The following is a 19,595-nucleotide window of genomic DNA, read 5'->3' as shown; positions in this document are numbered from 1 at the left end:
CATGACGATCAAGGTGATCAAGGGTGCCGACCGCAGCTGGCGGCCGTTCCGCTTTCCGCCAAGGGTGAAGACCCCGGCACAGGCGGCGGCTGGTTTCGCCGGCGACCCGGCAGCGCTGCAGCGTGCGGTGGCCGATGGCTTTCAGGAGGGCATCGACAAGGGCTATCGCGAAGGCCTGGAGCAGGGCCGCGAAGCAGGGCACCGCGAAGGCTTTCAGCGCGGCGTCGAGGATGGCAAGGCGCTCGGTCTGGAAGAGGGCCGCCAGCAGGGTCGTCGCGCCTTTGACGAGGCCGGTCGGCCGCTGGATCGCCTGATCGAGGCATTCGAAGGTTTTCGTCAGGAATACGAGCAGGCGCGTCGCGAGGAGTTGCTGGAGCTGGTGCAGAAGGTCGCGCGGCAGGTGATCCGCTGCGAGCTGACCCTGCATCCGACCCAGCTGCTGACCCTGGCTGAGGAAGCGCTGAACGCCATGCCGGGCGATCAGGAAGACGTGCGTATCCAGCTCAATCCGGAAGAATGCGCGCGCATCCGCGAGCTGGCGCCGGAACGCGCCGCCGCCTGGCGGCTGGTGCCGGACGAGAAGCTCGCGCTCGGCGAATGCCGTGTGCTCACCGCCCAGGCCGAGGCTGATATCGGCTGCCAGCAGCGGCTGGACTCGTGCATGGAAACCCTCGCCGAACACATCACGGCGCAGGGCTGACCGATGGCCCTGCGCGACAGCTTCCGCCTCGACGAGGCCCTGCGCTCGCTGGACAACGTGCAGCTGGCCAAGGTCAGCGGGCGGCTGGTGCGGGTCTCCGGCATGCTGCTGGAAAGCCTCGGCTGCCAGCGCATGACCGGCCAGCGCTGCTATGTCGAGCAGGGCGATGGCAGCATGCTGGAAGCGCAGGTGGTCGGCTTCAACCGCGATATCACCTACCTGATGCCGTTCAAGAAACCGGTCGGCCTGACCGCCGGTTCGCGGGTATTCCCGGCGCCGGATGACGCCAAGCTGCATATCGACGAATCCTGGCTCGGCCGCGTAGTCAACGGCCTCGGCGAACCGCTGGACGAACTGGGCAAGCTCGGCGGGCGCGACCCGTTGCCGACCGAGCTGCCCTCGGTCAATCCGCTCAAGCGCAAGCCAGTCAGCGAAGCGCTGGATGTCGGCGTGCGTGCGATCAACGCCACCCTCACCCTGGGCAAGGGCCAGCGTGTCGGCCTATTCGCCGGCTCCGGTGTCGGCAAGAGCGTGCTGCTGGGCATGATCACCCGGCAGACCAAGGCCGATGTGGTGGTGGTCGGGCTGATCGGTGAGCGGGGCCGCGAGGTGCAGGAGTTCCTGCTGCATTCGCTGGGCGAGGAGGGCCTGAAGAAGGCCGTGGTGGTGGTCGCGCCGGCCAACGAATCGCCGCTGATGCGGCTGAAGGCCACCGAGCTCTGTCACAGCATCGCCGCCTATTTCCGCGATCAGGGGCATGACGTGCTGCTGCTGGTGGATTCGCTGACCCGCTACGCCATGGCCCAGCGCGAGATCGCCCTGGCCCTTGGCGAGCCGCCGGCGACCAAGGGCTATCCACCGTCGGTGTTCGGCATGCTGCCGGAGCTGGTGGAAAGTGCCGGCAACGGTGCCAGCGACAATGGCAGCCTGAGCGCTATCTATACGGTGCTGGCCGAGGGCGATGACCAGCAGGATCCCATCGTCGACTGCGCGCGGGCGATTCTCGACGGCCACATCGTGCTCTCGCGGCGCCTGGCCGAAGCCGGACACTACCCGGCCATCGACGTCTGCGCCTCGGTCAGCCGCTGCATGAGTCAGGTCGGCCAGCCGGCGCACCTGGGCGCGGCGCGCCAGCTCAAGGAGTGCTACAGCACCTTCGAGAAGATCAAGGAACTGATTCCGCTCGGCGGCTACACGCCGGGCGCGGACATCAAGACCGATCGTGCGGTGCAGCTGGCGCCGACCATCGAGCGCTTCCTGCGTCAGGACGTCGGCGAAGCCGCCGAACTGGAAACCAGCGTCGCCACCTTGCAGAACATCCTCGGGAAACCGCGATGAAACAGCAGATCGAGACCCTCGGCCGCCTGGCCAGCCTGCGCAGCCACCGTGTGCGGCAGATGCTCGGCCGCGTGCAGTACCAGCAGAACCTCTGCCAGCGCTACCGCAACAACATCACCGGCCTGAGCCGCCTGTGCGGCTTTTCCGTGCCGATGAACACACCACTTCAGCGCGACAACCAGCAACGTTACAAGGCCACCCTGTACAAGATGGTGGCGCTGCAGCGCCGTGAGCTGGCGGTTGCCGAGCAGGCTCTGGAGCGTATTCAGCGCGAGCTGCTGCAGGCCATGCGCAGCGAGAAAGTGGTCGAGCACATGATCGATGACAAGATGCAGCAATGGCAGCAGCTGCTTGCGCAACAGGAACAGAAAATCCAGGACGGACTGGCGGCGCAGGCCCATTGGCGCGCCACGCATTGAGGCAGGCGACGCCGCGCAGGTCGGCCCGGTAGACTGCACGCGCACGCCTGCGTGATGCAGGTGAAAGTCGATTTAATAACTTGCCGATGATGGTCGCCTGTTTGGCTGTAACCACCGAGTTGGAATGAAATCATGGAAATCAGCCGGCATTTCAAGCCCGCCCTGACACCGGCCGCCGAGGCCAGCACCAATCGCCAGCCCGCTGCACGCCCTGCGGCTGAAGCGCTGGTGCGCCAACCTGCCAGCCTTCCGCTGGAGCAGATGCATGACGCCCTGCGCGCTATGCCGGAAATCGACCTCGACCGGGTTGCGGCGATCAAGCAGGCCCTGCAGCGCGGCGAGATCTCCAGCGATCCTGCGGAGCTGGCCGGGAGCATGCTCGCCTACCATCGCGGAAGCGATGCGTGAACCAGCGCGACAAGCTGCTCGCGGTCGTTGCCATCGACCTTGAGCAGGATTGCGATGACTACCTGGCCCTGCGTGACCTGATGCAGGCGCTCTACGCATTCCTGCTCGAACGCGACAGTGTAGAGATCGATCGACTCAATCTGCAGATCACCACTCGCGTCGAAACCATCGGTGCGCGGGCCCAGCGCCGGGCAAAGGTGCTGAGTGCCTTCCGCCTGCAGGCCGATGCCGATGGCATGCAGCGCCTCCTCGGTTCTTACCCTGACGAGCAGGCGGTGCGTCTGCGTCAGTCCTGGCAGCAGCTCGGCGTGCTGGCCAGCCAGTGCCAGCAGATCAACGAGCGCAACGGCAAGCTGCTGGCCATGCATCACGAGATCCTCGGTCAGCTGCTGGCCGGCAGTCATGACGCGCGGCTCTATCAGCCGCAGATGTACTGATCCCCGCGCGGCGTAATCCCCGCGTTTCTCCGTTTCCCGCTGATCGGTCTGCCTTCCCTGCTCGGTGAGCTTGCTCGCGGATGCCATTGGAGCTGCGGCCGGCCGGTTCGCCAGGCGCTGGCACCTGTGGGAAGCCACGGGCACCTCGGTTCCTGAATTGCGCCCGCTCCGCGGCGCATGCCTGCAGCGCCTTGCCTGGGTTGCCGCACATGAGCGCCGCTCGCGAGCGGGGCAGTCGGGCGATCTTCCCATCGATATTTTCGGCGCGCCTTAGCGTTGGCTCCGTATTCGTCGCCTTTAACCAGAGAGATTGCGCCATTCGGTCAGGCGGAAACGGCATTTCCCCGTTTCCTCATAAGGCCGCCAGGCGGAAGCGCTTCTTCTGCGCCACTTGGCATAAAGCGCTTGTAAATCAATGATTTGTGAATTGGCACTCAACTTGCTCTACAGAGCACAGGAAGGGGATCGGTAATGGCGATAGATTCGAATTACATAAAGCAGATGTCGACGCAGCTGGCGACCTACGAAGTTCAGTCTTCGCTGGACCGGCTCAATCGCAACGAAAGCAACTACAAGACTCAGCGTGATGCGCTGAGCAAGTTGCGCACCTCGCTGACGACCTTCAAGTCCGCCGTCTCCGGGTTGAAGACCGGCAAGGCGACCATGCTGGTCAACAGCGCCACCACCAGTCAGGAGGGCTACGTCAGTGCCACGGTCGGTGCCAAGGCGCAAGCCGGCAGCTATCAGTTCTATGTCGAGCAGCTGGCCAGCAAACAGCAGGTGGCGGTGCAGGGGTTGGTCGATGGCGCCCTCAGCGGAACGCTGAATCTCAAGGATCAGACATTCAACCTGGGTGCCTACGCGACCCTCGAAGACGCCGCGAAGGCGATCAATGCCAGCGCCGATCTCGGTGTGCAGGCGACGCTGGTGCGCAGCAACGGTGAAGTCAGTCTGGTATTGACCAGCACCGAAAGTGGCACGGCCAATGCCTTCGCACATTCGCTGACCGGCACCGCTGCTACCACGACTACGCTGTCGACCGCGGCCGATGCGCGTATTCGCATGGGCGGCAGTTTCGGTGTTGGTGGTATCGAGCTGACCAGTTCGAGCAACACCTTCGACAACGTCATCGAGGGCGTCAGCCTGTCGGTCAACAAGGTGCACAAGGACGGTGATCCGGCACTGACGCTGACCATTGACCAGGACAAGAGCGCCACCAAAGGCAAGGCGCAGAGCTTTGTCGACGCCTTCAACGCCCTGATGACCAGCTTCGACTCGCTGACCGCCAGCGGCAGCGACAGCAGTGCCCGTGGTGCGCTGGCGGGCGACTCCAGCGTGCGCGCCATCGAAGGCCGCCTGAACACCCTGCTGCGTACCGACTTCGGCGGCAACAGTCTGATCAATTTCGGTATCAGTGCCGACCGCAACGGCAAGCTGACCATCGACACCGCGCGCTTCGAGGCCGCCGTGGCGAAGGACCCGGCCGGGTTCGAGGCGCTGTTCACCGGCAAGGACAACCTGCTCGACAGCATCGACAAGACCGTCGCCAGCTACACCAGCAGCACCAACGGCATGCTGAAGAACCGCATGGACACGCTGGACATGAACCTGCGACGCACCAACGAGCAGTTCGACAAGCTGCAACAGCAGTACGACAGCCATTACTCCCGCTACCTCAAGCAGTTCACCTCCATGATGCAGACCATGCAGAACATGGAGCAGACCTTCGGAATGTTCTGATGACCTACCTTCCCAACGACAGTTACGACAGCTACCGCTCGGTGGACCTCGAGGCGCGCGCCGCTTCGGCATCGCCCTATGAGCTGGTGCTGGTGCTGATGGATGGCCTGCTCGACGAGCTGGCCCGTGCGCGTGGCCACATCGAGCACAAGCGCTATCAGCAGAAGGGCGCCTCGCTGGAAAAGTGCATGAACATCCTCAACGGACTCAACGGTGCACTGGATGAGGAAGGCGGCGGTGAGGTAGTGCAAGGCCTGGCGCGGCTCTACGAATACTGCATCTATCGCCTCTCCGACGTCAGCGTGACGCTCTCGCTGGAAGGCCTGGACGAGGTGGTGAACCTGCTCGGCACGCTGCGTGAAGGTTGGGAGGGCGTCAGTGCCGCACGCAAGTGACGAGCAGCGCCTGCAAGCCTTGCACGAGAGGCTGGCGGCGGCATTGCAAAGCCAGGACTGGCGCGCCGTCGGTGAAACCGATCAGGCGATCCGGCAGTGCCTGGAACAGTTGCCGCGAGATGCACACGCATCCGTGCAGAGCGCCAGACAGCAGCTCAAGCGTTTGCATGGCCAGGCCTTGAAGGCCTGCGCCGAGGAATGCGAGCGCTTGCGCCTGCTGCTGGTGAATCACCTCGAGTACGCCGAAGGGCGCTCGGCTTATCAACGAGTCGACATGTATCAGGCGAGGAATGGCGAGTGATCCAGTTGATCCCGGCTTCGGCCTCAGCTGCCGGAACGGCACAAGCGTTGACGCAACCGCTGCGTCCGGCCTCGCTGAGTGGCCATGCGGCCGCGCGAGCGGCCGAGGGCCAGCCCGGTCTCGGCGCGGATTTCAGCGCGCGCATGCTGACTGCTGCCGTCGAGCTGGACATGGACACGCTGCAGCAGCCCGTGGCCGAGCAGGCAGAGCTGTCGCCGTCCGCGCTAGCGGAACCCGTTGCCCAGGCGAGCAGCGACGAAGCGGCCGAGCAAGGTCCGGTCGAGCAGTGGCTGCTGGGGATGCTCGATCAGCAGCAGGTGCAGGTTCAGGCGCGGGAGGCGGCGGTTCAGCCGGGTTGGCCAGCGGCACCACAGCCGGCAGGCGCTGAAACGGAAGGTGAAGCCGCTGGCGTTGCCGAAGCACGGCTGCAGGGCCAGGTAGCTCCGTTGCCCCTCGAACTATCCGGTCGGCAGATGGCTGATCCGGTCGCTGATCGGCCGATGCCCGCTGCTCAGGCCATACGTCCAGTCGTTGAACCGGGTGCTGTGTTGAGTCTGCTGGCAACCGGTGCAGCGGGAAGCGATCTCGGCGCAGAACTGCCGGTGGAGCAGTTGAAGGAACTCGCCCCTATCGATGAGGGCAGCCAGTCGGCGCCGCTCTTGGCTGAACGCCCGACTAGTAGCGTCGCTCAGGGGGCCGAGCGCCTGCTCAAGCTGCAGGGCCCCGAAGCCAAGTGGGGCGAGCAGATGCTGCATGCCCTGCGCGAGCACGTCGAGATCCAGCTGCAGCAACGTCAGCAGAGCGCCAGCATTCGGCTGGATCCGCCGGAGCTGGGCAGCCTGGAAATTCATCTCAGCCATGAGTCCGGTCGTCTCAGCGTGCAGCTCAGCGCAGCCAATGCCGATGTGGCGCGGCTGCTGCAGCAGACCAGCGACCGTCTACGCCAGGAACTGGTGGCGCAGCATTTCGTGCAGGTCAATGTACAGGTCGGCGCCGACGGCCAGTCGGGCCGTCAGGGTCAGTCGCAGCAGGCGCATGACGGCGATGCGGTTCTCGCCGCAACCACGCCTGCGCGCGCAGCCGCGGTAGAGGATGGCGGCGCACGTTCGGCTGGTCGCAGCAGCGATGTGCTGGTCACGGTCTGACCGGCTCAACTTCAACTACAGGATTGTGAATAGGTTATGTCGACGCCACGTCTGGTTCTTCTGATGCTGCTGCTCAATGTCGTCACCGTTGCCGGTGGGGTCGGTGCCGCCTACTGGCTGCTCAAGCCGGGCATGAGCGGTGGTGAGGTGGTTACGGAAACCATCGAGCCGGTGGAGTACCAGTTCTATCCGGTCACCAAGGTGATCGTCAGCCTGCGCGGAGAGGGCCGTGAGCGCTATTTCGTGCTCGACCTGGCACTGCAGGCCGAAGCCTCGGACGAGCCGAAGAACTTCGAGCAGGTTGAACCGCTGGTGCGCAATTCGGTGGTCAGCTACCTCTCCGGGCTCGACTTCGCCGACCTGCGTGCCATGCCGATCGGCGAGTTGCAGACCCGTCTGGAGGAAGCGCTGTTTGCCGACTTCGCCAGCAAGAACGCAGTGGTGCCGTTCCGGCACGTACTGGTCAACAAGATGATCGTTCAGTAAAGGCCCGCGCCATGAACGCCACCTGTTCCGTCGACTACTACGGCGCCAGCCCGGCCAGCCCTGCGCTATTTGCACCGGGTGCCGAGCAGCGCTGGCTGATGCAGTACCTGCCGCTGGTCAAGCGCATCGTGCGACAGCTTTCGTTGCAGGCGAATCAGGTGCTTGACCGCGAGGACATGGAGCAGATCGGCATGATCGGTCTGCTCGAAGGCCTGCGTCGCTACGGCGAACCGGACGAGCAGTTCGGGCGCTTCGCCGCGTTGCGTATTCGCGGTGCGATCCTCGACGAGCTGCGCCGGCAGGACTGGCGCCCGCGTCAGGTCCGGCAGCAGGCGCACAAGGTGCGCGACGCGATTCGTGAACTCACCCGCCAGCTGGGCCACAGCCCAAGCGACGAGGAGATCAAGACATTCACCGGGCTGGACGAGAAGGATTATCAGGCCTTCCTCTGGGCCGATTCGTCCGAGGCCATCGAGAGCCTCGACGAGCTGCTGCAGAGCGGCCATGAGCACTTTCCCGACACGGCCGAGCTGTTCGAGGAGCGGCTGCTCAAGGAGCGTTTGCTGGAGCAGGCGTTGAGCCGGCTGGACGAGCGCGAGCGACTGGTGCTGACGCTGTACTACCAGCACGAATTGAGCCTCAAGGAAATCGCCCTGGTGCTGGAAGTCAGCGACGCCAGGGTCTGTCAGTTGAGCAAGCAGGCGATCGGCAAGGCCTGTCGCTTTTTAACCGAGAGAAGTCAGTAACGTCATGCAGAAAGTATTAGGTGCGTTCATCATCATCGGTTGCGTGCTGGGCGGCTACGCCATGGCCAACGGCGACATGCGGGTGCTCTGGCAGCCCGCGGAGATCGTGATCATCCTCGGCGCCGCGATCGGCAGCCTGGTGGTCGGCAATCCCAAGGAAGTGCTGGTGGAAATGCTTTCGCAGATCCGCGGCGTGTTCATCTACGAACGCCGTGGCGAGGAGTTCCAGCGCCAGCTGCTGATGCTGCTCTATGAGCTGTTGGAAATGGTCGATGTGGGCGGTCTCAAGGTGCTCGACTCGCACATCGAGGAGCCAGAGCAGAGCGAGCTGTTTGCACGCTACCCGCTGATCCTCAAGGAAAAGAACCTGATGGCGTTCATCGCCGACAATTTCCGCCTGATGGCCATGGGCAAGATCAGCGCCCACGAGCTCGAGGGTTTTCTCGAGCAGGAACTCGAGGCGATGGAGCATGCATTGCTGCAGCCGTCGCGTTCGCTGTTCAAGATCGGCGAGGCGATGCCGGGTTTCGGCATCCTGGCGGCGATCATGGGCATCATCATCACCATGGGCAGCATCGGCGGTAGCGTCGCCGAGATCGGCGCCCATGTGGCCGCGGCGCTGGTCGGTACCTTTCTCGGCATCTTCTTCTGCTACTGCCTGATGGAGCCGCTCTCCAACGCGATGGGGCAACGGGTCAAGACCGAGCTGTCGGCGCTGGAATGCGTACGTACCACCTTGGTTGCGCATCTGGCTGGCAAGCCGACGCTGCTGGCAGTCGACGCTGGCCGCAAGCTGATCGAGCAGGACGTCAAGCCGGCCTTCCGTCAACTCGAGGTCTGGGTCAACCAGTACGAGGAAGAAAGGGACGCGGCATGAAGAGCCGAGGCAAGAGCGGTAACGAGCACGAAATCATCGTTCGCCGCCGAACCAAGAAGGGTCACGGCGACGAGCACGGCGGCGCCTGGAAGGTGGCTTTCGCCGACTTCACCCTGGCGATGATGGCGCTGTTCATGGTGCTGTGGATCATCCAGCCGCAGATGAACCTGACCAATCCCGCATTCGGCGATGAGGAAAGCAATCCCCTGGTCGATGGCGGTGCCGGTATTTTCGACGGCACCAGCACCTCGCCACTGGAGCTTGATGGCGTACCGGTACGGCAGGCGCGCAATGAGGACGAACCCGAGCGTCGGCGTGTCGAGAGCGACCGCGCAGAGGGGGAGTTGCCCGAGGATGGCAGCCGCCGCTATGCCTCGACGGCCGAGTTGCAGGCGTTGGCAGCGTTGATGCAGGAGGTGGCCGGGCAGGTCGATGCGCTGGCGAATCTGGAAGTGGACGTGGTGCCCCAGGGCCTGCGCATCCTGATCAAGGACGACCAGCAGCGCTTCATGTTCCAGCGCGGCAGCGCCGTGCTCAATCCGCACTTCGCCCGCCTGCTCGGTGTGCTGGCCGGCGTGCTGGCCAAGGTCGAGAACAAGCTGATCATCAGCGGCCACACCGATGCCACGCCTTACCGGCTGCAATCGGGCTATGACAACTGGAATCTCTCCGGTGATCGCGCCTTGCGTGCGCGCAATGTGCTGGTGAGTGCCGGCCTGCCGGGGCGCTCAGTGCTGCAAGTGACTGCGCAGGCGGACGTGATGCCACTACGCCCCGATGCGCCGGAAGATGGAGCCAATCGACGGGTGGAGATTCTCTTGCTGACCGACTCGGCGGAGAACCTGTACAAGGAATTGTTCGGCGACAGCTACGGCAAGGTTCGCTTCACCGAGAAGGGCGCGAGCTACAGCGCTCCGGAGTCCGACGAAATCTGATTGCAACGCGTGTGGCTGCGCGCCCGCTGCAGGCTGTCTGGCGCAGCGGGGTTGTCAGAGCTGGGCCACCGCCGGTTCGGCGCAGTAGACCTGCTGGGTCTCGACGCCGTAGAGGCAGGCGCCCACTTCCTCCAGGGTGATGCGGGCGCCTTTGTGCTTGCCGTAGAACAGATTGAAGATCAGCTCTTCGTCCAGTTCGTCGGCGCCGGCAATTCCGCTGATCTGGCCTTCTTCCACCACCAGCCGGGCACGGCCGAGAAAGTCGGTTTCGACCCGGCCAGACGCTTCGACGATGGCCGGGCTGTTGCGTGTCATCGCATAGAAGCGCCCATCATTGAACACCACGCTCTGACTGACCTGCACCAGTTGGCCGTTGCTAAGCAGCACCTGGCCAGTCGAGGAATATCGACCGTCAAGGTTGGCGCTGTAGTTGGTGGTGGTGCCCATCGCAACGAAGGCCCATAACGCCAGAGCAGTCGGCACCATGACGCGCAGCAGGCGCTTGCTTGCCGTGCCGGTCTCGAAAGAAGCATTCATCGCAGACATCCTTGCAGTGTTTCATTCGGAATGGCGTTCACCTGGCTGCGGTGAACCTTCAGCCAGTTGATCCGGCCATCGTTTTGCAGGCAGCGAAGCTCATAGAAGCCGGGTGACATGTTCACGATCAGGCGACCCGGCCGCGAACTCATGCCGGCAACGCTGGCTACCAACAGGCGGGTTTCCTGCATCATCCGGTCGAGCATCTGCTGGCTTTTTTCCACGTACAGCACTTCGAGCTGGCCGATGGAATGGGTATAGGTCAGCGAACTCTTGGGCGCATGCATGAAGCGGTAACCCAGGGCGACACATGCCAAGAGCAGTGCTACCGCAGTGCCAAGCATCGTCGGGGCAAACCAGGCAGAGCGCCGCGGCATTTGAGGTGGGAGCTGTGCCAGCTCCGTGATCGGCTGTTCGACCGCAGTCGGGACCGGCGGCAGCGCGGCCTTCTCGATGTTGACCAGGTAGTTCGGGTTGAACAGATAGCCCCGACGCGGCAGGGTCTGAATGATCTGGCTGTCGGCATCGCCGAGAACCTGGCGCAGCGTGTAGATCTGCTGGTTCAGGCTACCTTGCCCGACCACTCGATCCTGCCAGGCGTAGCTCAGCAGCTCCTCGCGCGAAACGACCTCGCCGGGCATTTGCAGCAGGCGCTCCAGAACCCGGCTTCCGGAAAAGCCAAGGTCAACTTTTTCTACGTTATCGCCGCTGCAAAGCGAGAGCTGGTAGAGCGAGCGATCGAAGCGAACCAGGCAGTTGTCGCGGCCACTCTTCAGGAGCGGATAGACGGTGCCATCGGTGGCCTTCATGGTCAGAGATGAAGTCATGGTGCCCTGAGAAGCGAATGAGGGTTTCTGTGATAGGAGGCAAAGGTTTACCGTGAACTAGTTGGCAGTATGTTGACGCCGTTTTTTTGAACTTATAAGGGAACTAATCAGGGCGATAGAGGTCATGAATAATGGCTATGTGCCATCATTTGCATTGAAAGTGATGGCTCATGGAGCGACGGCTGGTGCTGAAAGGCCTATTCTAGAAGGGGTTAAGGTTATTTTGAGATGGCCATATGACCTCAAAATGATATCAATAGCCGTTAGTCGGATAGACAGGAGGAAAAACCTGAACAACAAAAAGCCCCGAACCAGTCGGGGCTTTTTGCATGTATCGGTTGGGTCAGCCAAGGGCCAACCCGGCAGTCATCAGCCCAGCAGGCCCATGACCATGCTCGGCATTTGGCCGGCTTGCTTGAGCATGGAGATGCCGGACTGCATCAGCATGCTGTTCTTGGTCATGTTGGCGCTTTCCGAGGCGAAGTCGGCATCCATGATGCGACCCTTGGCCATTTCGGTGTTGTCCTTCATGTTGGCCAGGTTGTTGGCGGTGTGATTCAGGCGGTTGATGTTGGCGCCCAGAGCACCACGAGTGGCGCCAAGATCGTCAAGGGCGGTCTCAAGCGCATCGATGGTAGCAACGGCACCGGCTGCAACTGAAAGGCCCGGCACAGTGGTGGTCATCTGGGTCAGTGCGGCAGCAATCTTGGTATCGGCTATAGCCACTGTCATCACTTCTGCAGAACTAGCACCGATCTGAAAATTGATGTCGGCAGCCAAGGTGCCGCCGTCTAGCAGCGCATCACCCGCATATTTGGTATTGGTTGCGATATTGTTCAGCTCTTTGCCGAGCTCCACGAATTCAGCTTCCAGGGCGTCGCGGTCTTTCTGAGTATTGGTGCCGTTAGCCGATTGGGTGGCCAGGTCTTTCATGCGCTGCAGGATATCGGTCGCTTCGTTGAACGCGCCCTCGGCAGTTTGCAGCATCGATACGGCATCGTTGGTGTTGCGTATGGCCACGGCCATGCCGCGGACGCCTGCGTTCAGACGGGTGGCGATCTGCAGGCCAGCAGCGTCGTCGGCGGCGCTGTTGATGCGCAGGCCGGTGCCCAGGCGCTGCTGGTTGGTGCCCAGGGTGTTGTTTGTCTTGCTCAGGTTGGTCTGGGTGATCAGCGAGGAATAGTTGGTATGAATGGACAGGGCCATGTGAAAATCCTTCGTGCTAAGTGGGCTGTAGGAGCTGGCTTGACTGCCTGCTGAAAGGGTAAGGCGACAGCCCAGGAAGAAGGATTAAATCCTGGCGCCAAAATTTTTTGGATTGCTCCCAATTGGCGCTTCCAGCACCTTTGCACGGCTCCTATCCACGCACGCTCGCCTGTTAGAACGTACTGGTCACCACCCCTTCTTCCACCACCTTCGCATCGATCACCTTGCCGCTGCGTACGTTGCGCACGCGGATCACCTCGCCCGGCTGTCCGTCTGCCAACGCTTCGCCACTGGTGGAGGCTTCGATACCGTCGTGGCTGGCAACGATCCTTACCGGCTGGCCGCGCTTGACTGCCAAGGGCTGCGCCAGCAGCGACGGCGTGAGGGTCTGGCCGGCGCGGATGCGTCGTTTCGCGGCCATGCCCTGCACCTCTTCCAGGCGATTGAAATAGCCACGCTGGGCCTTGCCGATATTGATCGGCTCAAGCTTGAGGTCGTCGCGCCCCAGCGTCTGCCCGCGTTCGATGATGCCCTGGGCGTGCACCGCCGGCAGCCACACGCTGGGCTGGCTATTGATATCCAAGGTCCAGCCGTTCGCATCGGGGCAGCTGATCGTCAGCCGCTGACGGTCCAGCAGCGACTCGCTGCCGCTTGCATCGCGAACCTGCAGCGGATGGGCGCAGCGGGGCAGTCGCGCGGTGCTGGCCGGCAGGCTGGTGTCGTGGCTCAGGCGGGCGCCCTGCCAACCCTGGCGCTTCGCTTCGCGCAGCAGCGCATCGTTCAGATGCCGGTCGACCGCCTGGCGAATCTGCTCATCGGCACCGCCTTGCGCCCACACCAACCCTGGCAGCAACAGCAGCGCTGCCCAGGCGGAAGTACGTTTTCCGCTTCTGTCCTCACGCTGCGCCCGATGCGGAAGCAGGGTGTTGAAGCGGGGCCTGTGCTTTGCGCTTTTGTTCATTGAAAACAACGGGTTACCTATGTGTTTGCGGGCCGGCACGAATGCTGCAAAAGCGATGGTCGGTTATCACACCGCTCATGCTTCAAGGGTATCGGCGAATGAGTATACGGATTGAAGACGCAATCGGCGTTCACGAACGGGCGCTGGGCTTGCGCATGCAGCGCAGCGAGATCCTCGCGGCGAACCTGGCCAACGAGGACACCCCGGGCTTCCAGGCCCGCGACATCGACTTCGGCGCCGAAATGCAGCGTCTGGACGATAACGCCTCGTCGCGCCTGAGCATCGCCGGCAGCGATCCGAGCATGCTCTATCGCGTACCGACCCAGGCTTCGCAGGACGGCAACACCGTCGAGCTCTCGGTCGAGCAGGCGCAGTTCTCGCGCAACTCCATGGATTTCCAGACCAGCCTGACCTTCCTGACCATGAAATTCCGTGGCCTGAAGCAGGCCATCGAGGGCCGCTGATGTCTTTTGATTCCATCTACCGCATCGCCGGTTCGTCGATGAACGCGCAGACCGTGCGGCTGAACACCGTGGCCAGCAACCTGGCCAACACCGACTCGGCGGCAAATAACCCGGCGGACGTCTACCAGGCGCGCAAGCCGATGTTCGCCGCGGTGTACGAGAACAACTCGCTGACCCGCGGCGTCGGCCTGGGCGGCGCCCATGTGCAGGTGCTAGACGTGGTCACCTCCGGGGCCGAACCCAAGCGCCGCTACGAGCCGGGCAATCCGCTGGCCGACGGCGAGGGCTACGTCTACTACCCCGACATCAACGAGATCGAGGAAATGACCGACATGATGTCGGCCACCCGCAGCTTCGAGACCGGTGTCGAGGTGCTCAACCGCGTCAAGAGCATGCAGCAGAGCCTGCTGCGCCTGGGAGAAGTCTGATGAGTAGCGTCAATTCCGCGCTGGACGCCAGCCTGGCCGGCAACAGCATCGATCAGGTCAAGCGCGCCGTGAATGTGAGCGACGCCACGACGATGGAGAACAACTTCATCAGCCTGATGGTCGCGCAGATCAAGTACCAGGACCCGACCAAGCCGGTCGACAGCACCGAGTTCCTCAACCAGTTCTCGGCGATGTCCCAGGTCAAGAGCATGGAAAACATGACCAGCCTGGCGCAGAACAACCTGGTGTTGATGGACAACCTGCAGACCCTGACCGCCGCCGGCCTGGTTGGTCAGCAGGTGCGGGTGGCGGTGGACAGCCTGCAGCTGGGCACGCAGCCGCTGCAGGGGCAATTCACCCTGGCCCACGCCTCCAATCGCACGGCCGTGGTACTGACCGATTCCAACGGCCTGAAGACCACCGTCGAGCTCGGCGCCCGCGCGCCGGGCCAGGTGCCGTTCGACATCGATCCGCAGCGCCTTGGCCTACCGGCCGGCCAGTACAGCGTGGTGATCGAGTCGGACAACGGCGAGTTCCCGCAGGTGGAAGTCGCCGGTCTGGTCGGCAACGTGCGCGTCAGCGCCGAGGGCCCGGTGCTGCAGATCGACGGCGTCGGCTCGGTGCCGTTCTACAACATTCTCGAGTTCGGTGCCGGCCGCGCCTGAGCGCGGCGGCCAGCCACCGAACCTTCATCCAGCAGAGTCGAGACGCAACCATGAGCTTCAATATCGCCCTGACCGGCCTGTCCGCCGTCAACGAACAACTCAACACCATCGGCAACAACATCGCCAACTCCGGCACCGTGGGCTTCAAGTCCTCGCGTACCAACTTCGGCAGCCTGTATGCCGAAACCCAGGCCATGGGCGTGGAAGTGATCGGCACCACCCAGAGCATCAGCCAGGGCGGCGCACTGACCTCGACCAACCGCACCCTGGACCTGGCCATTTCCGGCGGCGGCTTCTTCGTTACCCGCGCCAGTAATGGAGACGTCGGCTACACCCGTGCCGGCATCTTCGGCACCGACAAGGACAGCTACATCACCAACAGCCTCGGCCAGCGCCTGCAGGGTTACCCGGCCGATGCCACCGGCAACCTGCAGACCGGCACCGTCGGTGACCTGCAGCTGCGCTCCGGCGGCATCCCGGCTCGCGCCACCGATGCGCTGAGCTTCGTCGCCAATCTGGACGCCAATCAGGAAGTGCCGACCGTGGCCTTCGACCCGCTGGCGGCGGACAGCTACAACTCCACCTACACCACCAAGCTGTACGACTCCCAGGGCAAGGAACACACCCTGACCCAGTACTTCGTCAAGACCGCGGACAACAACTGGAATGCCCACTACTACGTCGACGGCGCCGCCCTCGCTGGTGCGCCGCAGGCACTGACCTTCGACACCTCCGGCGTGCTCGCCACCCCGATCGGCACGGTCGCCCTGGCCGCCCCATTGACCGGTGGCGTCGCCCCCCTGGCCATCCAGCTCGACTACAGCGGCACCAGCCAGTACGGCTCGGAATTCAGCGTCACCAACAACCGCGCTACCGGCTACGCGGCTGGCGAGCAGACCGGCATGAGCGTGGAGAAGGACGGCAAGGTCTACGCCAGCTATTCCAATGGCGAACGCATGCTGCAGGGCCAGGTGGTGCTGGCCAGCTTCGTCAACGCCGAAGGCCTGAAGAACATCAGCGGCACCGCCTGGACCGAAACCGCCGCCTCCGGCGCGGCGATGCTCGGCGCTCCGGGCGTCGGCCAGTACGGCACCCTGGCCTCCGGCGCGCTGGAAAGCTCCAACGTCGACCTCACGCAGCAGCTGGTAGGCCTGATGGAAGGCCAGCGTAACTACCAGGCCAATACCCAGGTCATTTCCACCAACAAGGAACTGACCCAGGTCCTGTTCAACGCAATCTGAGGCTGACCCATGGACCGCTTGGGATACACCGCGATGACGGCCGCCAGCCGCACGATGATGTCGCTGCAGGTGCGCTCGAACAACCTGGCCAACGTCAACACCCCCGGCTTTCGCGCCGACCTCGAACGCGCCCAGGCCGTGGCGGTGGAAGGCTACGGCTACGACAGCCGGCACATGGCGTTGATCGAGAACAACGGCGTCAGCCTGGCCGCCGGTCCGATGGTGGCCACCGGTCGCGAGCTGGACTTCGCCGTCAAGGGCACCGGCCTGATCGTGCTGCAGGACGGCGAGGGCGAGGCCTACACCCGCCAGGGCAGCATGCAGGTCGATGCCGAAGGGCGCCTGACGCTCAACGGCCGTGCCGTGCTCGGCGAGGGCGGCCCCATCGTCCTGCCGGAGTACGACCGCATGGAGATCGGCAATGACGGCACCGTGTCGGTCATGGCCCCCGGTGACTGGATGATGGCCGAGGTCGATCGCATCCGCCTGGTCGACGTGCCGGCGGCCAACCTGATGAAGAACCAGGCCGGCCTGCTGGTGACCCGCGACGGCGAGCCGGCGCAGCCCAGCGAGGACGTACGGCTGGCCAGCGGCTTTCTCGAGTCGAGCAACGTCTCGGCGATCGACGAGTTGGCCTCGACCATGAGCCTGAACCGCCTGTTCGAAACCCAGGTAAAGATGATGAAAGCCGCCGAGGACCTCTCCGACGCCGGCAACCGAATGATCCGCGGCAGCTGATCGGGAGATAACGCATGAATTCCGCACTTTGGGTCAGCAAGACCGGCCTGGCCGCCCAGGACAAGGCAATGGCCACCGTCGCCAACAACCTGGCCAACGTCAACACCAACGGCTTCAAGAGCGACCGCGCGGTCTTCGAGGACCTGTTCTACGTCATCGAAAAGCAGCCGGGCGCTCAGGCCGACGAGATCAACACCGTGCCCTCGGGCATCCAGCTGGGCAGCGGCGTGCGCGTCGCCGGCACGCAGAAGGTGTTCACCGAAGGCAGCATCCAGACCACCGGCCAGCCGATGGATCTGGCCATCGTCGGCCGCGGCTTCTTCCAGGTCGAGGCGCCCAACGGCGACATCTTCTACACCGAGAACGGCCAGTTCCAGCTCAACGCTGAAGGCATGATGGTCAACGCCCAGGGCCTGCCGCTGAACCCGGCGATCGAAGTGCCTGAGGGCAGCACCGGCTTCACCGTCGGCAGCGACGGCATCGTCACCGCGGTGCTGGCCGGCGACACCCTGCCGTCCGAGCTGGGGCAGATCACCCTGGTCAACTTCACCAACCCCGGCGGGCTGGAAGCGCTGGGCGGCAACCTCTACCGCGAAACCGTCGCCAGCGGCGAGCCGGTGGAAGGTGTGCCGGGCGAGGAGGGCCTTGGCCAGCTCAAGCAGGGCGTGCTGGAAGGCTCCAACGTGCAGGTGGTGGAAGCCATGGTGGCGATGATCGCCATCCAGCGCGCCTACGAGGCCAACGCCAAGGTCCTTGATGCCGCCAGCGGCATGCAGCAGTTCCTCAACCAGACCGTGTGATGCCGATGAAGCCGATCGCCCTCCTGTTCGCCTTTCTGCTGCTCGGCGGCTGCGCCAGCTTCGACGAGCTGCTGCCGGACGAGGATTCCAGCGAATACGAGCCGCTGGAGCTCGACTACAGCCTGCCACCGACCACTGGCGGCGGTCTGTTCCGCTCCGGCTACGGCGGCTCGCTGGTCAGCGACCGGCGCGCGGTGCGGGTCGGCGACATTCTCACCGTGGTGCTGGACGAATCCACCCAGTCGAGCAAGAGCGCCGGCACCAGCTTCGGCAAGGAATCGAGCGTCGGCATCGGCGTGCCCACCGTGCTGGGCAAGACCTACCCCGACGTGGAAACCTCGGCCTCCGGCGAGCGTGAGTTCAAGGGCTCGGCCAAGAGCTCACAGCAGAACACCCTGCGCGGCTCGATCGCCGTCAGCGTGCACCGCGTGTTGCCGAACGGGACCTTGCTGATCAAAGGCGAGAAGGCGCTGCGCCTGAACCAGGGCGACGAGTACATCCGCCTGACCGGCCTGGTGCGCATCGATGACATCAACCGCTACAACCAGGTTTCTTCGCAGAGTGTGGCCAACGCCAAGATTTCCTACGCGGGTCGTGGCGTGCTCAACGACAGCAACTCGGCTGGCTGGCTGACGCGATTCTTCGCATCGCCGCTGTTCCCCCTTTAAGCGGTAACTCCAATGACTAGCCCCTTGCGCTCCGTGAAGCTGTTCCTCGCCTCTCTTGTTCTGTGCTGGCAGCTGCCGGCGCAGGCCGTACCGTTGATGGACCTGGTGGATATCGAGGGCATCCGCGGCAACCAGCTGATCGGCTACGGTCTGGTGGTCGGCCTCGATGGCACCGGCGACAAGAACCAGGTGAAGTTCACCAGCCACTCGGTGGCCAACATGATCAAGCAGTTCGGCATCAACCTGCCGGCCAATGTCGACCCCAAGCTGAAGAACGTCGCCGCGGTGACCGTCACCGCCACGGTGCCGCCGTCCTACAGCCCTGGTCAGAGCGTCGACGTCACCGTGTCCTCGCTGGGCGACGCCAAGAGCCTGCGCGGCGGCCAGCTGCTGATGACCCCGCTGCAGGGCGTCGACGGCGAAATCTATGCCGTGGCGCAGGGTGCGCTGGTGGTCGGTGGGGTGAATGCCGAAGGCGCCAGCGGCTCGAAGGTGGCGATCAACACCTCCAACAGCGGCCTGATCCCCAACGGCGCGACGGTGGAACGGATGATTCCCACCGACTTCACCGAGCGCCCGGACGTGATGCTCAACGTGCGCCAGCCGAGCTTCCAGACCGTCACCCGCGTGGTCGATGCGGTCGATGCCTACTTCGGCAAGGGCACCGCCACCGCGCTCAATGCCACCAAGATCTCGATTCGTGCACCGGTCACCAGCACCCAGCGCATGAGCTTCATGGCCATGCTCGAACGCCTGGACGTTGAAGAAGGCCGCGTGCGGCCGAAGGTGGTGTTCAACAGCCGCACCGGCACCGTGGTGGTCGGCGAGGGCGTGCGGGTGAAGGCCGCCGCGGTGGCCCATGGTTCGCTCACCGTCACCATCAGCGAGCGGCCGCAGGTCAGCCAGCCCGGTCCCTTTTCCCAGGGCCAGACCGCGGTGGTGCCGCAATCGGACGTCGCTGTCGAGCAGGACCGCAATGCCATGTTCAAGTGGCCCGAAGGTGCCAGCCTGGAAAGCATCATCAACACCATCAACAGCCTGGGCGCGACCCCGGATGACGTGATGAGCATTCTCCAGTCGCTGGAACGCGCCGGCGCGCTGAACGCCGAACTGATCGTGATGTAAGGCCGCCC

Annotated in this window: 25 protein-coding genes; 21 read left to right on the top strand and 4 right to left on the bottom strand. The window is 63.8% G+C overall.

Going from position 1 to position 19,595, the window contains the following annotated elements; genetic code table 11:
* The first annotated feature begins 1 nt into the window (after position 1).
* From fliH to PSEST_RS20265, 13 genes are all read left to right on the top strand, one after another.
* Entirely contained in the window at positions 2-700 is a 699-nt protein-coding gene (fliH, locus tag PSEST_RS20325) for a flagellar assembly protein FliH (protein WP_015278800.1), read from the top strand.
* Between the two features lie 3 nt (positions 701-703).
* A complete protein-coding gene (gene fliI / locus PSEST_RS20320; protein ID WP_014595425.1) occupies positions 704-2,038 on the top strand; it encodes a flagellar protein export ATPase FliI in 1,335 nt (444 codons plus the stop codon).
* Positions 2,035-2,457 (top strand): flagellar FliJ family protein, encoded by a 423-nt coding sequence (locus tag PSEST_RS20315; RefSeq protein WP_015278799.1) that lies wholly within the window; start codon positions 2,035-2,037, stop codon positions 2,455-2,457. The genes fliI and PSEST_RS20315 overlap by 4 nt, the downstream gene beginning before the upstream one ends.
* A 132-nt stretch (positions 2,458-2,589) precedes the next feature.
* Positions 2,590-2,865, top strand: a complete 276-nt coding sequence (flgM, locus tag PSEST_RS20310) for a flagellar biosynthesis anti-sigma factor FlgM (protein ID WP_015278798.1) — start codon at positions 2,590-2,592, stop codon at positions 2,863-2,865.
* The gene (locus PSEST_RS20305; RefSeq protein ID WP_015278797.1) at positions 2,862-3,302 is read left to right on the top strand and encodes a flagella synthesis protein FlgN; all 441 of its coding nucleotides are present in this window, start codon (positions 2,862-2,864) and stop codon (positions 3,300-3,302) included. The genes flgM and PSEST_RS20305 overlap by 4 nt, the downstream gene beginning before the upstream one ends.
* A gap of 471 nt (positions 3,303-3,773) precedes the next feature.
* Positions 3,774-5,042 (top strand): flagellar filament capping protein FliD, encoded by a 1,269-nt coding sequence (gene fliD / locus PSEST_RS20300; protein WP_015278796.1) that lies wholly within the window; start codon positions 3,774-3,776, stop codon positions 5,040-5,042.
* Positions 5,042-5,437, top strand: a complete 396-nt coding sequence (fliS, locus tag PSEST_RS20295) for a flagellar export chaperone FliS (protein WP_015278795.1) — start codon at positions 5,042-5,044, stop codon at positions 5,435-5,437. The genes fliD and fliS overlap by 1 nt, the downstream gene beginning before the upstream one ends.
* The gene (locus PSEST_RS20290; RefSeq protein WP_015278794.1) at positions 5,421-5,738 is read left to right on the top strand and encodes a hypothetical protein; all 318 of its coding nucleotides are present in this window, start codon (positions 5,421-5,423) and stop codon (positions 5,736-5,738) included. Before fliS ends, PSEST_RS20290 begins: the two co-directional genes overlap by 17 nt.
* Positions 5,735-6,883, top strand: a complete 1,149-nt coding sequence (locus tag PSEST_RS20285; protein WP_015278793.1) for a flagellar hook-length control protein FliK — start codon at positions 5,735-5,737, stop codon at positions 6,881-6,883. The genes PSEST_RS20290 and PSEST_RS20285 overlap by 4 nt, the downstream gene beginning before the upstream one ends.
* Before the next feature lie 36 nt (positions 6,884-6,919).
* On the top strand, positions 6,920-7,369 hold the full coding sequence (locus tag PSEST_RS20280) for a flagellar basal body-associated FliL family protein (RefSeq protein ID WP_015278792.1): 450 nt from the start codon (positions 6,920-6,922) through the stop codon (positions 7,367-7,369).
* A gap of 11 nt (positions 7,370-7,380) precedes the next feature.
* Positions 7,381-8,115: a FliA/WhiG family RNA polymerase sigma factor gene (locus tag PSEST_RS20275; RefSeq protein ID WP_015278791.1), complete on the top strand. Its 735-nt coding sequence runs from the start codon at positions 7,381-7,383 to the stop codon at positions 8,113-8,115.
* A 4-nt stretch (positions 8,116-8,119) separates the two neighbouring features.
* Positions 8,120-8,992 carry a flagellar motor stator protein MotA gene (motA, locus tag PSEST_RS20270; protein ID WP_015278790.1) on the top strand — a complete coding sequence of 291 codons (873 nt, stop codon included), beginning with the start codon at positions 8,120-8,122 and terminating at the stop codon, positions 8,990-8,992.
* On the top strand, positions 8,989-9,927 hold the full coding sequence (locus tag PSEST_RS20265; protein ID WP_015278789.1) for an OmpA family protein: 939 nt from the start codon (positions 8,989-8,991) through the stop codon (positions 9,925-9,927). The genes motA and PSEST_RS20265 overlap by 4 nt, the downstream gene beginning before the upstream one ends.
* A gap of 54 nt (positions 9,928-9,981) precedes the next feature.
* On the opposite strand, the gene PSEST_RS20260 is transcribed toward PSEST_RS20265, so the two are convergent.
* The 4 genes from PSEST_RS20260 to flgA form a co-directional block, all read right to left on the bottom strand.
* On the bottom strand, positions 9,982-10,464 hold the full coding sequence (locus tag PSEST_RS20260) for a hypothetical protein (protein WP_015278788.1): 483 nt from the start codon (positions 10,462-10,464) through the stop codon (positions 9,982-9,984).
* Positions 10,461-11,291: a winged helix-turn-helix domain-containing protein gene (locus PSEST_RS20255; RefSeq protein WP_015278787.1), complete on the bottom strand. Its 831-nt coding sequence runs from the start codon at positions 11,289-11,291 to the stop codon at positions 10,461-10,463. The genes PSEST_RS20260 and PSEST_RS20255 overlap by 4 nt, the downstream gene beginning before the upstream one ends.
* 369 nt (positions 11,292-11,660) lie before the next feature.
* On the bottom strand, positions 11,661-12,497 hold the full coding sequence (lafA, locus tag PSEST_RS20250; protein WP_015278786.1) for a lateral flagellin LafA: 837 nt from the start codon (positions 12,495-12,497) through the stop codon (positions 11,661-11,663).
* Between the two features lie 172 nt (positions 12,498-12,669).
* A complete protein-coding gene (flgA, locus tag PSEST_RS20245) occupies positions 12,670-13,458 on the bottom strand; it encodes a flagellar basal body P-ring formation chaperone FlgA (protein ID WP_015278785.1) in 789 nt (262 codons plus the stop codon).
* Positions 13,459-13,556: 98 nt separating this feature from the next.
* Between flgA and flgB the strand changes: the two genes are divergently transcribed.
* Genes flgB through PSEST_RS20205 form a run of 8 tightly spaced genes read left to right on the top strand, consistent with a single transcriptional unit; the run spans position 13,557 to position 19,587 of the window.
* Positions 13,557-13,922 (top strand): flagellar basal body rod protein FlgB, encoded by a 366-nt coding sequence (gene flgB / locus PSEST_RS20240; protein WP_015278784.1) that lies wholly within the window; start codon positions 13,557-13,559, stop codon positions 13,920-13,922.
* The gene (flgC, locus tag PSEST_RS20235) at positions 13,922-14,350 is read left to right on the top strand and encodes a flagellar basal body rod protein FlgC (RefSeq protein WP_015278783.1); all 429 of its coding nucleotides are present in this window, start codon (positions 13,922-13,924) and stop codon (positions 14,348-14,350) included. The genes flgB and flgC overlap by 1 nt, the downstream gene beginning before the upstream one ends.
* Positions 14,350-15,015, top strand: a complete 666-nt coding sequence (locus PSEST_RS20230) for a flagellar hook capping FlgD N-terminal domain-containing protein (protein ID WP_015278782.1) — start codon at positions 14,350-14,352, stop codon at positions 15,013-15,015. The genes flgC and PSEST_RS20230 overlap by 1 nt, the downstream gene beginning before the upstream one ends.
* 50 nt (positions 15,016-15,065) lie before the next feature.
* Entirely contained in the window at positions 15,066-16,256 is a 1,191-nt protein-coding gene (gene flgE / locus PSEST_RS20225; RefSeq protein WP_015278781.1) for a flagellar hook protein FlgE, read from the top strand.
* A 9-nt stretch (positions 16,257-16,265) separates the two neighbouring features.
* Positions 16,266-16,994 (top strand): flagellar basal body rod protein FlgF, encoded by a 729-nt coding sequence (locus tag PSEST_RS20220; protein ID WP_015278780.1) that lies wholly within the window; start codon positions 16,266-16,268, stop codon positions 16,992-16,994.
* 14 nt (positions 16,995-17,008) lie between these two features.
* The gene (gene flgG, locus PSEST_RS20215) at positions 17,009-17,794 is read left to right on the top strand and encodes a flagellar basal-body rod protein FlgG (RefSeq protein WP_014595446.1); all 786 of its coding nucleotides are present in this window, start codon (positions 17,009-17,011) and stop codon (positions 17,792-17,794) included.
* Positions 17,794-18,462, top strand: a complete 669-nt coding sequence (gene flgH, locus PSEST_RS20210; protein WP_015278779.1) for a flagellar basal body L-ring protein FlgH — start codon at positions 17,794-17,796, stop codon at positions 18,460-18,462. The genes flgG and flgH overlap by 1 nt, the downstream gene beginning before the upstream one ends.
* A 12-nt stretch (positions 18,463-18,474) precedes the next feature.
* Positions 18,475-19,587, top strand: a complete 1,113-nt coding sequence (locus PSEST_RS20205) for a flagellar basal body P-ring protein FlgI (protein WP_015278778.1) — start codon at positions 18,475-18,477, stop codon at positions 19,585-19,587.
* Positions 19,588-19,595: the final 8 nt, after the last annotated feature.

This window comes from Stutzerimonas stutzeri RCH2 (assembly GCF_000327065.1).
GTDB classification, from domain to species: Bacteria; Pseudomonadota; Gammaproteobacteria; order Pseudomonadales; family Pseudomonadaceae; genus Stutzerimonas; species Stutzerimonas stutzeri_AE.
This window is presented reverse-complemented; position numbering and strand designations above follow the sequence as displayed.